General features: G+C 37.9%; 17 protein-coding genes. 5 read left to right on the top strand and 12 right to left on the bottom strand.

The genetic code is table 11. The annotated features are described in order from the left end of the window. Nucleotides 1-122: 122 nt before the first annotated feature. The 4 genes from GHI93_RS05650 to GHI93_RS05635 are packed head-to-tail and all read right to left on the bottom strand — an operon-like array spanning nucleotide 123 to nucleotide 2,121. Nucleotides 123-728 carry a hypothetical protein gene (locus tag GHI93_RS05650; RefSeq protein WP_153496096.1) on the bottom strand — a complete coding sequence of 202 codons (606 nt, stop codon included), beginning with the start codon at nucleotides 726-728 and terminating at the stop codon, nucleotides 123-125. Nucleotides 729-760: 32 nt separating this feature from the next. Beyond that, on the bottom strand, nucleotides 761-934 hold the full coding sequence (locus GHI93_RS05645; RefSeq protein WP_153496095.1) for a hypothetical protein: 174 nt from the start codon (nucleotides 932-934) through the stop codon (nucleotides 761-763). A 1-nt stretch (nucleotide 935) separates the two neighbouring features. Further along, nucleotides 936-1,184, bottom strand: a complete 249-nt coding sequence (locus GHI93_RS05640) for a hypothetical protein (protein ID WP_153496094.1) — start codon at nucleotides 1,182-1,184, stop codon at nucleotides 936-938. A gap of 22 nt (nucleotides 1,185-1,206) precedes the next feature. Then, complete coding sequence (locus GHI93_RS05635) at nucleotides 1,207-2,121, bottom strand: hypothetical protein (RefSeq protein ID WP_153496093.1); 915 nt, start codon at nucleotides 2,119-2,121, stop codon at nucleotides 1,207-1,209. A 141-nt stretch (nucleotides 2,122-2,262) separates the two neighbouring features. On the opposite strand from GHI93_RS05635, the gene GHI93_RS05630 reads away from it, so the two are divergent. From GHI93_RS05630 to GHI93_RS05615, 4 genes are all read left to right on the top strand, one after another. Further along, on the top strand, nucleotides 2,263-2,562 hold the full coding sequence (locus GHI93_RS05630; RefSeq protein WP_153496092.1) for a helix-turn-helix domain-containing protein: 300 nt from the start codon (nucleotides 2,263-2,265) through the stop codon (nucleotides 2,560-2,562). 285 nt (nucleotides 2,563-2,847) lie between these two features. Continuing rightward, nucleotides 2,848-3,825, top strand: coding sequence for a rolling circle replication-associated protein (locus GHI93_RS05625; RefSeq protein WP_211368882.1), 978 nt, complete (start codon nucleotides 2,848-2,850; stop codon nucleotides 3,823-3,825). Beyond that, nucleotides 3,806-4,015, top strand: coding sequence for a DUF3173 domain-containing protein (locus tag GHI93_RS05620; protein WP_153496091.1), 210 nt, complete (start codon nucleotides 3,806-3,808; stop codon nucleotides 4,013-4,015). Before GHI93_RS05625 ends, GHI93_RS05620 begins: the two co-directional genes overlap by 20 nt. After that, nucleotides 4,005-5,300 (top strand): tyrosine-type recombinase/integrase, encoded by a 1,296-nt coding sequence (locus GHI93_RS05615; RefSeq protein ID WP_153496090.1) that lies wholly within the window; start codon nucleotides 4,005-4,007, stop codon nucleotides 5,298-5,300. The genes GHI93_RS05620 and GHI93_RS05615 overlap by 11 nt, the downstream gene beginning before the upstream one ends. A 99-nt stretch (nucleotides 5,301-5,399) precedes the next feature. On the opposite strand, the gene GHI93_RS05610 is transcribed toward GHI93_RS05615, so the two are convergent. From GHI93_RS05610 to GHI93_RS05575, 8 genes are all read right to left on the bottom strand, one after another. Continuing rightward, a complete protein-coding gene (locus GHI93_RS05610; protein ID WP_153496089.1) occupies nucleotides 5,400-5,603 on the bottom strand; it encodes a heavy-metal-associated domain-containing protein in 204 nt (67 codons plus the stop codon). Between the two features lie 30 nt (nucleotides 5,604-5,633). Further along, nucleotides 5,634-6,116, bottom strand: a complete 483-nt coding sequence (locus GHI93_RS05605) for a CopY/TcrY family copper transport repressor (RefSeq protein WP_153496088.1) — start codon at nucleotides 6,114-6,116, stop codon at nucleotides 5,634-5,636. A gap of 126 nt (nucleotides 6,117-6,242) precedes the next feature. Beyond that, nucleotides 6,243-6,584 (bottom strand): P-II family nitrogen regulator, encoded by a 342-nt coding sequence (locus GHI93_RS05600; RefSeq protein WP_153496087.1) that lies wholly within the window; start codon nucleotides 6,582-6,584, stop codon nucleotides 6,243-6,245. A 10-nt stretch (nucleotides 6,585-6,594) separates the two neighbouring features. Then, entirely contained in the window at nucleotides 6,595-7,836 is a 1,242-nt protein-coding gene (locus GHI93_RS05595; protein WP_153496086.1) for an ammonium transporter, read from the bottom strand. 152 nt (nucleotides 7,837-7,988) lie between these two features. Continuing rightward, nucleotides 7,989-8,858 carry an L-serine ammonia-lyase, iron-sulfur-dependent, subunit alpha gene (gene sdaAA, locus GHI93_RS05590; protein WP_153496085.1) on the bottom strand — a complete coding sequence of 290 codons (870 nt, stop codon included), beginning with the start codon at nucleotides 8,856-8,858 and terminating at the stop codon, nucleotides 7,989-7,991. A 19-nt stretch (nucleotides 8,859-8,877) separates the two neighbouring features. Beyond that, a complete protein-coding gene (sdaAB, locus tag GHI93_RS05585) occupies nucleotides 8,878-9,549 on the bottom strand; it encodes an L-serine ammonia-lyase, iron-sulfur-dependent subunit beta (RefSeq protein WP_153496084.1) in 672 nt (223 codons plus the stop codon). 107 nt (nucleotides 9,550-9,656) lie between these two features. Next, on the bottom strand, nucleotides 9,657-11,672 hold the full coding sequence (locus GHI93_RS05580; RefSeq protein WP_153496083.1) for an NAD(P)/FAD-dependent oxidoreductase: 2,016 nt from the start codon (nucleotides 11,670-11,672) through the stop codon (nucleotides 9,657-9,659). Nucleotides 11,673-11,935: 263 nt separating this feature from the next. Next, nucleotides 11,936-12,298, bottom strand: a complete 363-nt coding sequence (locus tag GHI93_RS05575; protein ID WP_153496082.1) for a hypothetical protein — start codon at nucleotides 12,296-12,298, stop codon at nucleotides 11,936-11,938. Nucleotides 12,299-12,456: 158 nt separating this feature from the next. Here GHI93_RS05575 and GHI93_RS05570 point away from each other — a divergent pair, with 158 nt between their 5' ends. Continuing rightward, on the top strand, nucleotides 12,457-12,837 hold the full coding sequence (locus GHI93_RS05570; RefSeq protein WP_153496081.1) for an iron-sulfur cluster biosynthesis family protein: 381 nt from the start codon (nucleotides 12,457-12,459) through the stop codon (nucleotides 12,835-12,837). Nucleotides 12,838-12,846 lie beyond the last annotated feature (9 nt).

Below are 12,846 nucleotides of genomic sequence, written 5' to 3'. Positions count from 1 at the left end.
CCGAATGAAAACCGAGGTTTTCAAACTTTCCTTAGTCAGATTGACGCCAAAAGCTCAATCTGACACAAAGAAAAACGGCGCTTTATGCGATCCGTTTTCTTTTGAAATATTGCTTAAAATTATTAGAATCCAAAAGGATTTTTATCTTTGTGTGTTAAATTCCAATAAGCTGTTACTGCATTCTGTGCATTTTTTATTTGTGCACTTGTTGGCTGTCCAATGTCATAAAGTTTAACCCCCTCTTTATTCCAGCCATGCTGACCCAAAACATTATATTCGTAGGTATCCGTTGAGAGCAGATGTTGTGTGCTGGTCGGGTTATAAAGACGATAGACCTTATTATTCCCACCTGAATAGAACAGAGGTTTCCCGTTGTTATCCGTTACCCAGCCCTGACGAGTTGTAAGTACTTTGACTTCATATGTGTCAGTGGTATAGAGATGATTATGAAGTGTTGGATTGTAAAGACGATAGACAGGTTTTCCCGTTGAGGGAGCAATCCAGCCAATATTCTCATACGTCCATGATTTTGTGTAAAGCACTTCGGCTTCATAAAGTGAGGAGGTAAAAAGATGTTCGCCAGTCTTATCATTATATAAGCGATAAATTGGAACTTCTTTTGATGTCGCGGTTGTTGCACTTACTGCTGTTGTTTTTAGAGTAATAATTGTAGCAAGACCTAGTGCGACTGCAAGTGTAGTAATAACGTGTTTTTTTGTTGTTTTCATTGTGTGAATTTTCCTTTTGAAATTTTCAGTGTTTAGGGTTTTGGAATTTGGCTGAGAGAAGTCAGCTCTTGCGGTGTTTCGTGTTTAGCCTGTTCGACTTGTGCCGCGTGGACTGAGTCACTATGTTGCACAAATCCAAAAGTACCGCCTCCCACTGCAATGGTTGCAATAGCTACAGTGGTAATTATTTTTGTCTTTTGATTCATTCTATGCCTCTTTTTGAAACGTAATCGTGTATAAATCCTTATCATAATTATTAGGGCTATAGACGCTATAACTATAGCTTGTGCCTTGTATTATCAGTCCTTTTTCTCGATATTGCTTATTAGTTTCATTTACAAAATTTTCAGATGTTATAGGACTCCCAAAGAGAACTACTAAAGCCTCAAATTGTTCAGGTGTCAACTCCTTAATAACAATAGTGTTTTCCTCATTTTTGCTTAAAATTTCCGTCATGCTAAATTTCCTTTCTACTTTCTTACCAAGTTCTAAGTTTTTCAGAACTTATTTCATTAACTTGTTTCATTCCTTTTTCGTTGAGAGAATCAGTCTTAATATAGGCTTTACTGCTCGTTGGTATTTCTGTTGCAAGATATATATCATCACCACTTCCGGCTGAGAGTTTCGATACTGTATAAGTTTTGTCGTAAACAACATAAGCCCCTAACATGTATCCCAGTGAATAGGGGACAATTTCATCAGGCAAAAAGTTTATATCCCCTGTTCCAATGAAATAAAAATTTCCTGACGGCTTTCCCATAGAATCGTGATACTTTACCTCAGAACCAACCTGTGGTAATAAGATAGCTTCTTGACCCAAGTTGTTTCCCGATGAATCAGAAGTTGCTTCAACTTCCAAAGTTTGAGGAGAGGGTGCGTTATATTTATATTCGTTTGCCAGCGTTGTAGTTGTTTGTATATCTTGCGATGTCAACCCTACGGAACCAGGGTTACTTTGTGCTGTATTAATTGTTTGTTTCATGGCACTTAATAGGGAACTATTAAATAACTCGTTTTGTTGCTTGGCTAGTTTTAATATTTTACTGTTTGATTTTCCCTTCAAATCTCCAAGTGATAGATGTTTTTGGAGACTGACACTACCTGAGTAATTATTATTTGTTCCATAAAACGTATATTTGCCATGATTAACATAGATGATAGCATTAATTGCAGAATCTTTACCAAACCCTCCGCTAGAATCTTGAGAAATTTCATAGTAAATCCGTGAGTTCGTCTTTGCGTCCTTATAGAACGCAAAAGGTTGATTAGTCTGTGTAGTTGTCTGATTTGATGTTGCGCTGTTTTTTGACGTAGTATTCTTAGCTGTGTTTGCACACGCAGTTAAACTTAACAGGGCGATAGCTGTTGCTCCCAGAAGAACGATTTTTTTCATTGTTATTTCTCCAAAATATAGTAATAAAATTAGGTGTAACACCCAATCATTATATCAAAAAAAGGCAAAAATAACAATATAATTATCACAAGAGATAATAATTATATCTGTCCGTTTTCTATAATTAAAGATATGGTAGGTATGGAATATTTTGGCGATAAATTGAAAGCCATAAGAAAAGCAAAACAAATGACACAAGGCGAACTTGCTGTCCGCCTTAGGGTCTCTACGGCAATTATCGCAGCTTATGAACAAGGAAAATCTTATCCGTCAGTTGCTGTGTTAATCAACATCTGTGATATTTTAGGAACTTCCGCAGATTATCTCTTGGGAATTTCAGATGAATTGTCTATAAGTATGGGCGGCTTGACCGATGAGGAAATGCAACCCTTTTTACAGCTCATTGCTCTAGTTAAGCAGAATAGAGAGCCGAAAGATTAATAAAAAACAGAGCTAAATTATATTGAGCTCTGCTTTTCAATAATTAGTTTAATATTTTATAAAGCAGAGCGTAGCTCTGCACACCCCAGCAGGTACGTATGTACCTGCTTTTACTTTTTCTATCCCCCATCTGGTGCCTTTTGAACTTTTTTGATATTTTTTGAAACCCTCTATATTTTGTAATTTTATTTTGCTAAACTAATATTATCAGCTAAAGTTGCTCACTTCCTACTTGACAGATAAGCAACATAAGCTGATAAAAATGATAGAGACGAGGTCTAAGCTATGAATTTAGACGGGTACAATTATTTAAAAGAACATTTTGGTTATTACAATGCGAAAGTTATAAAGTTTGACAATTATATAGAAATCGTTAGGTATCATCATGGTAATATACGATTTCATGAACAATCAGATACAGTAAAAGGCTCTGAACTTGATAGCAAAGAGAAAAAAATAAAAGTGCGTTACCAAAGCGCTCAACGTGCTAAACAAAAAATCAGATACTATATCCTTGCAAATGATTTCAATTTATTCTGGACACTTACTTTTGATGATAAAAAAGTAAATGCAAAGAATTATGAATATGCTATTAAATCCTTAAAAGCATGGTTGAAATATATGCGTGAAAAATTTGGAAAATTTGATTTCATTTTCGTTCCTGAGCTGCATAAAAGTGGGCGCATACATTTTCACGGTCTCACAAGAGAGTTTGCACCACCATTGACAAGGGCTTTAAACCCAAAAACTGGCAGGCTAATCAAAGAAAAAGGACGACAAATCTACAATGCGCCCGTGTGGAATAAAGGATTTAGCACTGTTTCATATATCCACAGTAAAAAGAAAACGGCGAGCTATATCACAAAATATATCTCTAAGGCCTTAATAGAATCGCCTATAGGTTTTCATCAGCCAAAGTATTTTCCCAGTCGTGGCTTAAAGCTACCGTCAATCAGCTATGAGGATTTACCTGATGAATACTTTGCAACATTTAAGCCCTCGCTTGTAGTTGGTGAGCAAGTCCCCCTTGAACCAGTAAGTCCTAGTTTATCAATCTATAATCTTGATATTGATAAAGAAGGTACCCTCTCACAGTTCCACTGGGAAAAAACCGATTATATATTAAATAACAAAAAGCCATTACCTAAAACTTTGCACGGTCAAGGTAACGGCTTCAATCCTAGGTCAGCAGATAAGAAACCTACTGACCTCTCTATTTTAACAGAAAATGAGAGAAATAACCATGACAACAATAACTTATAAAGATTTAATGAAATTTGGCTATAAAGAGCATACCGCACGCTCTGTCATTGCCCAAGCAAAACAATATATGGTAAAATGTGGTTATCCATTTTACAACAACAAACGGTTAGGCGCAGTTCCTGCGTCTGCTGTTGAAAGAATTGTCGGATTTTCGCTCACACAAGAAAGTGAGAAAAATCATGACAGTTAAAAGTAAAAAATATCGTGGTGTATTTTACGACAACAAAAGAAAACTCTTTTACTCGGTAGAACTTGGACGAGACCCGATTGACGGGCATAGAGTAACAAAGAAAGGCAGGTCTGACTGGAGAGGGAAACCATTTGAAACTGAAAAAGAAGCTTTTAACGAATTGGAGCGTGTACGTGCAGAGTACAATAAAAAGCACGGTAAAGCAGTGTATAAGTTGACTTTTGAACAATTTTATACCGATTACTTTATGCCAAGCTGGATTCCTACCGTCTCTCATAATACGCTTACCACACGATTAAACTGTGATAAACGTACATTAGAGCGCTTTGGAAATGTACCGATTGAAAATATTTCAACGGCCGATTGTGAGAAATTCAAGACTTATCTAAAAAACATGAAAAAGGACAACGGCGAACCATATGCTATCGGTACAATTCATGATATATACATGTATTTTCAACAAGTTATGGATTATGCAGACCGTTTGCATTATATCACTAATAATCCCACGCAAACGATAGGCAATGTTAAAAATTACCGCAAAAAGTTAATGGACGGTTGGGAAATTGATGAATTTGAGAAATTTCTCAACGTATTCAAATCAGAGAACTTTGATGACTTGATGTACGGCACTCTCTTTCATCTTTATGGCTGGACTGGCGAACGTGCCTCTGAAACTGTAGCTCGCAAATGGGAAGATGTGGATTTTGAAAATAAAACAATCATGGTAAATAGCCAAGTTGTCGAAGCAGAAAGACCAAATAAATTTATACCTAATCCCAAGTATAAGCAAAGATACATCAAAAACCATACTAAATCAGAATCTGGCATGCGTCCGATTAGTCTTGATGAGGTAACACTTGAAAAACTACAACGCTGGAAACAAATTCAAGAAATTATGGAAATTAACAATGGTTTGATTTTCCATGACAACAAGGGAAAAATACTACGTGTTGCAACTGTCCGCGACCGACTTAAAAAGTATTGTGTGAAAGCAGGAGTAACAGTTATTTCCCTTAAAGGATTACGCAAGACACACGCCTCTTACCTCGTTAATGTTGTTAAAATTTCTGACGCACTTCTTGCACAACGAATGGGACATTCTGACCCCAGCACTACTCATAAATATTATGCTTATCTTTATAAAAATGCTGGCAAAGAGGTAGCCGATAAGATAGATGAAATTAATAAAATAAAAGATTCCCCAGCCAGCAGCCCAGCCAAGGGAATTATAAAGCTCTCTGATTACCTACCTAATAGAGGTTTAGAGAATCGGACGTATTAAGTCAAGAAAACTCCATCAGCACTGAAAAATAATTTTTGTCAGCACTGACAGAGCCCCATTGAAGCTGTTTTTTTCTGTCAGCACTGACAGAACCTTAGTTTAGATCACTTTATATCCTGCCTGAGCGACAGCAGCACGCATAGCATCAACACTTGTCTCATCATCGTACTTCACCACAGCCTCATTTTTTTTCAGTGACACTTTAGCAGATTTCACTCCCGCAACAGATTTCAATACTTCTGTTACATGATGAACACAGTTTTCACAACTCATGCCTTCAATTTTTAATGTTTCTTTTGTCATTTTATTCTCCTTTTTTCATACGATTCACATTTAAACAGTGAGTTGTTCATTTTGATCCACACAAACGCAGACCTTTTTACTTTCGTGTGCGCATGTACACACACCAAATTCTTGCAAACACGTGCAAGAAACCTCGGCAACCGTTACTTTGTTCTCTAACTGTTCAATCAAATCTGAAACATCTTGATTGGTCAATGCAGCCTGATCAATCATTCCTGAAATCAGCTGACTTTCTTTAGTTGCACAGACTTTTTTTAGTAAAGATTTTCCCATCAAATCAACCGCAGTGCATTCTTTCATCAACGGTCGATAAATGAATTTTCGCCCTTCTTTTTCTGTCGAGAGCATTTTTTTCTTCACCAAACGCCCCAATAAAGTTTTCACCGTCGCAAGTGACCAGTCCAAATCTTTTGAAATTTGACACGTTATTTCATCCACACGTGCTTCACCAAGCGACCAAATCACGCGCATGACAATCATTTCAGCGTTGGAGATATTCAATTCTTCTTCCATTTTTCACCTCCTTCTTGAAATTATTCTTTCCATAATTACAGTTTACAATTGTAAACTAAAAAAGTCAAGTAAAAACATCACTAAAATAACAAAAATAAAACTTAGCTTTTTGCTAAGTTTTATTTTTTATAGTGCATCGACATCTTCTTCGCCTGTTCGGATCCGCATCACACGCTCAACAGGCTGTACAAAGATTTTCCCATCTCCAACTTCACCCGTCTGTACCGCTTCAACAATAATAGAAACTAATCTATCCACATCCAAATCAACACAAACTAATTCCACTTTTATTTTTGCAAGCAACGCTGTTTTTACTTTTTGACCACGAACGTATTCTGTAAATCCTTTTTGTTTCCCATATCCCAAGACTTGTGAGACCGTCATTCCATTTGTAAAATCATGTTCTTCGAGCGCTAATTTCAAATCTTCCAATTTTTCTGTCCGAATAATCGCTTCAATTTTTTTCATTTTTTTCTCCTTACGCATCCAAGCCTAAGAACGTTGGATAAGCTGTTTCATTGTGCTCACTATCATCCAACCCAATCGCTTCTTCACGATCTGTCACACGAATTGGCATAAACAATGCAATCACTTTAATGATCACAAAACTCACAACACTTGTAAAGACAATTGTAATGACAATCGCTGAAACATTTGCCAAAAGTAATTTTCCAGAACCATAAATTAATCCAGAATACCCTTTTTCAAGCGCAAATGCAGGTGTGGTGAATATCCCTGTCATAATTCCTCCAAATATTCCACCAATCCCGTGACATCCAAAAGCATCTAACGCATCATCATAACCCAATTTACGCTTCACAACAGACATCATGAAATAACTCACTGGACTGACAAGTAAACCAATAATAATGGATCCCCAAAGTGAGACAAAACCAGCACCCGGAGTGATTGCAACAAGTCCAACCACAGCACCAGAACACGTACCAACCACCGAAGGTTTTCCAATCATAATCTTTTCAATCAACATCCAAGAAAGCATCGCAGCAGCAGCAGCCGTATTCGTCGTCATAAAAGCATTGATGGCCACACCATTTGCAGCAAGCGCAGAGCCAGCATTGAATCCAAACCATCCAAACCAAAGTAATCCAGCACCTAAAACAACAAACGGGATATTATGTGGCCGATATTCTAACGCACGAAATCCTCTTCTTTTTCCAACAACCAGTGCGAGCACCAAGCCCGTCACCCCACTTGAAATATGGACGACATCTCCACCAGCAAAATCAATCGCGTGCATTTTCGCCAACAATCCACCTCCCCAAACCATGTGAGCTAAAGGATAATAAACTAAAATCAGCCAAAGCGCCATGAAAATAAGTAAGGGTGTAAATCTCATTCTTCCAGCAACCGATCCTGTTATTAAGGCAACTGTAATAATGGAAAACATCATTTGAAATCCGCTAAATAAACCATCAGGAATTTGATTCGCTGGAAAAAGCGTATTTTTCGCCATATCCACACCATTCATAAACAAATGATTAAAATTCCCAACAAAACTTCCCGATCCTGAAAATGACATCGTAAAACCCAAAACAACCCAAAGGATAGAAGCGATTGCCATTGGCGCGAGCACCATCATAATCATGTTTAAAACATTCTTTCTACGAACTAATCCACCATAGAAGAAGGCAAGGGCTGGTGTCATTAGCAGCACTAAAGCTGAGCAAATCAGAATAAATGCAATTGAACCTGTATTCATAAAATTCTCCTTTTTCTTAATGTTAGATATTATAACACCTATCGCTCGATTTTGTCCCAATCCATGTCAGATTTTATTACATTAAAATCGAAATGACATCATTTTGTACACAATTCGTAATATTTTGATCAAATAAAAAAGGCTTTTTGCCTTTAATTTTCTCCAAAAACCTCAGCCATCACTTTTTTCCCCGTAGGGGTTTGCGCCAGTCCACCTTCTGCCGTCTCTCTAAACGCAGCAGGCAAATTTCGACCCACATTGTACATGCAAGTAATCACCTCATCCACAGGAATCACTGTTTTCACTCCAGCAAGTGCCATATCCGCTGAAATCATTGCTTGGGAAGCCCCCATTGCATTGCGATGAACACACGGAATTTCAACCAATCCCGCAACAGGATCGCAAATCAATCCCAACATATTTTGAAGTGTCAGCGCCACTGCAACTCCCGCCTGTTCCACTGATCCTCCCGCAGCTAAAACAAGTGCAGCTGAAGCCATTGCTGATGCAGAGCCAACTTCTGCTTGACACCCTCCTTCAGCTCCAGAAATCGTCGCATTATTTGCGATAGCAAGTCCAAACGCACCACCACAAAACAAAAAATCAAGCTGTTCTTTTCGTGTCAATCCGAGTTTTTTTGTGGCTGCTGTTAAAACCCCAGGTAAGCATCCTGCAGAGCCCGCTGTTGGTGTTGCACAGATTAATCCCATCTGCGCATTGACCTCATTGACCGCGACAGCATCACGAGCAGCGCCCAAAATAATATCCCCAGATAATCCTTTTTCGGATTTGATGTACTCATCCATCAACAAACCATCCCCACCAGTAAGCCCAGTAGTCGATTTTTTCCCCTTTAACCCCTCAGAAATCGAATTAAGCATTGTTTCTAAATTTCGCTCCATCAAGTTTCTGATTTGAATTTCACTTCTTCCTGTTTGCTCAATTTCAATTTCAATCATCATTTCTGCAACAGAAGGATATTTTTTTGATTCTTCAATCAAACTCTTCACATTTGTAAACATCAACCGCCCCCTTCATTTTTTAATTAAAGAAATTCACCGCATGCAACCGTGGAATACTCCTCATTTCCGCTAATGCTTCATCAATATTTGGAGTATCTACCTCAAGAATCATAATGGCCTTCTCTCCTTTAGCTGCCCTAGTGACATTCATTTTTGCAATATTAATTTCATGCTCAGATAAAACACTTGAGACTTTTGCAATCATTCCTGGGACATCTTCGTGAATAATCACAAAAGTAGGCTGCCCAGCAGATAATGAAATATCAAATCCATTTAACTCCGTCACTTTAATCATTCCACCACCAATGGAAATCCCCGTCACAGTCATTGTTTGATTCCCCTTTTTACACACCAAGCGTGCTGTGTTTGGATGTGCTGCTTTTTCTTGTGGATGAGGAACATAACTCACTTCCATCCCTTGTTCAAAAGCGATTCTTGGCGCATCTGGTAAATTTTTATCATCTGTATCCATTCCCAAAACCCCCGCAACAAGCGCAACGTCCGTTCCATGTCCACGATAAGTTTTAGCAAAGGATTCATATAAATGAATTTCCAACTTTTCTGGTAATGTTCCAAAAATCGAGCGCACAATTTTTCCAATGCGTGCGGCGCCAGCGGTATGTGAACTTGAAGGACCGATCATTACCGGACCGATAATATCAAAAACACTCCGATACCTTAAGTTTTCCATTCTTTATCACTCCTTTTTACTTTTATTTTATTAAAAATTTTTTTCTTTAAAAATTATAACATATTTTTCATCTAAATAAAAAAACTCACCGAAGTGAGTATTTTTAATTAACGTTCCTTATAAATCGACTTAGATTTACCATACCACGCTTTTCCTAAGACTTTTTGAAGCCAAGGTTGAAGCCATTTGTCAATACCAATGGCACGACCAGATCCTGCCATCAATGCAATAGCTACTGGAATATACCACAGTGAAACCCATGTCAACATTCCTGTTGTTGCAAACATAACAGTGAGTACCGCTGTCCCTGCTGAAGCGATGAAAGTAAATGCACCAAAAATCAAACAAAGTGCAAGGCCTAACTCTACAAATGACATCACTTTTTGTAAGAACAAAGCGATATTGTATCCTGTTTCAGTATTTGGCATGAAAATTTTCATGATGGATTGCATCCAGTGAGGTACCCCATTTGTGATTGGTGCTGGAACTGTTCCATATTCATAAGTAATGCCTTTGGCTGGATTAATGTTCGTGATGTTAATTCCGTGTTTAGCAAGCGCAGCAACAGCCTGTTGTACAGAAACGTTGGTAGAATCTGTATGTACTGCCGCACTCGCTCCTGTTGCTGCATCTGCGGCTTTAGAAGCTGTATGAGCGGCTGCCGCTTTGAGTTCTGCAGGGGTTTGGAGCCATCCGCCATTATCTTTCAAGAATGTTGAAATTTTAAGCGAACTTCCCATCCAACTTTGGCTAGCATTTCCAAAGATTTTTGGAACGGCATCAAGCAACCAAGCCAAGCCAAAGAAAATCCGAAGTGGGAAAAGCCAAAGCACATTTCCACGGCGTGAAGCATGACCGCGGAACAAATTCCGTTCATCTTCTGTATGGAAAATTTCATTTTTGATGTAGGTAAAACAGTAGTAAGCAGACCGAAGTTGCAAAGTATAAAGCACGTAAATAAAGTTCTTCATGGCCATTGCCCAAAAACCAGTCAACCGTGTTTTTCCAATAACAGCAACACCCCATTGAGAGCCAACCGAAACCATTGTTCCTTGATATTTCCCAACAAATTTGTGTTTTTCTCCACCTTTAATCTCAGCGATGATATTTGCTGCTGCAGTATGACCTGTTTGTTCAGCAGCTTCAACGATTTGTGGCTGAGGACGTCCATCAGTCATGTGACCAGAAACGTCACCAGCAACATAGATTCCTTTACCTTCAAAACCAACTGCTTCCATATAATCATTGGCAAGCAAACGATGACCACGCTCTGTTTCAGTTAATTCTGAAGCTTGAGCTTCTGTGTTGCCTTGAACCCCTGTTGTCCAGATTAATGTATAAGATGGAATTTGTTTTTCAACGTGATCCTCTCCACGAGCACCGACTGAAACAACGATATGATCCTGTGTTGCTGCAGTAATTCCGTGATTCGTGAGAATGTGAACATTTTTCTTTTCAAGATAAGCATGCGCTTTATCTGCTTGCTTACGATCCAAAGTGTTCAAGATGGTTGGCATCATTTCAACGACATTGAGCGTGATTTCACTTTCATCAAGTTTCCAATCGCGCGCAGCTTTTTTACGCCAATCAATCAATTCACCGACCATTTCGATTCCAGTGAATCCTGATCCAGCAATATTAAAAGTCAACATGGCTTTACGTTTTTCATCATCTGTTTCAACAGACGCCATTTGAAGCATCCGCTCCAATTGACGTTTGATTTTTAACGCATCATCCATTGACCAAAGTGTAAATCCAAATTCTTTCACGCCAGGAACACCAAAATCATTTGGTTCTCCACCAATCGCTACAAGAACGTAATCATAGTCATATACGCCATTTTTCGTAATGACTTTTTTGCCTTCTTTATCCAATTTTACAACGGAATCTGTAACAAGACTAACGTTTTTACGTTTTCCAAGTAATTTTTGAAGATCATATTGCGCATTTGTAAATGGCACACGACCTGCTGCAACTTCATGAAGTTGTGTCATGCTTGTTTGGTAGCTGTGACGGTCAATCAGAGTGATCTCAGCTTCGTCTTTCAACGTTTTTGAAAGTTGACGAGTTGCCGAAACCCCAGCGAAACCAGCCCCAAGGACTACGATTTTCTTCTTAGACATTGAGATGTTTCTCCTAATAAGTTATAAATAATAATAATTCAACTTTCATTATAACTTTTTTAAAGTTCTTTGTAAAGTTTTTGTGAACAAAATAATATGTGAAATATTCTTCTATTTTTTCACAAACTTTCTAAGTTTTTCATGAACTTTTCATGAGAAAATCAATTTTTAATTTTTCAAAAAAGAAGTGTTCCCTAAACAGCACGTTCGTTTTGATTTCAATTTCTATTTTCACTTTGTGAAATTTTTTTCATTACTTAACGTTATTCCTCATCAAAAGATTTCATCACTGCGACGTGTGATAATCCAAGACATTTTGTAAACGGAAGCACATAATCAATATCTTCTGGTTGATTATTTGTCAAAATTGACAGACGACTGTTGCCGTTTTTCACTTCAACGGTGAGTTTATGACAATCATCAATGAAGAGATGGATATTGTCTGCTTCGCCTTGATGAATACTCACGCCTAATACTTTTCCATCGTGGAGCTGACAAGTTTGCGCCCCATGAATATAACTATCAACGACCAATTTCAAAATGGCACTTTCAATCGCTGGACTATGACTCGTTTCTGTTGTGTGTGGATGCTCTTGTTCGATATTTTCGATATGTTTTGTTCTCATTGAGCACCTCCTTTCTTTACTTTATTCCATTTTAACAATTTTTTAATTAATCGCCAAACAATATAAGTAGTTAATTAAAATATAATTAGATTTTTCTCATAAACAAAGCACTCGCACTTTTTTGTCAGCTCTGATAGAATGAAATTAGAGGTAGAAAAATGAACATTACATTTGATGATCACGTCAAAAAACGTCTGTCAGTACTGACAGAAAATGAAGCTGCTGATTTTGTATTAGATTTCAACCATACTTTGAGCCGAAAAAGTATTTCCCAAGACTGCTGTGGAATCACGCGCTATCGCATCGTTGCCGTAAATAAAGGAAAAATTCCCGCTTTCTTTGACGCCAGTATTCCGTCAAATTTTGGCCCAATTTATTACTATTCTTGGGCAAAAATGTATCTGGATCAGGACATGAAAATTCGGATGAATGGGCCTTTGATTGAAATCATGGGTTCAGGAGAATTAATCGCTCCAAATATCGAAATCGTTGATTATAGAAAATCAGACGTCACAGTAAATGCAACGCAGCTTCAATAAAAGCAACAA

This window comes from Lactococcus hircilactis (assembly GCF_009601015.1).
Taxonomy (GTDB): Bacteria; Bacillota; Bacilli; order Lactobacillales; family Streptococcaceae; genus Lactococcus; species Lactococcus hircilactis.
The sequence above is the reverse complement of the archived record's forward strand: the minus strand, read 5'-3'. Positions and strand labels throughout refer to the sequence as shown.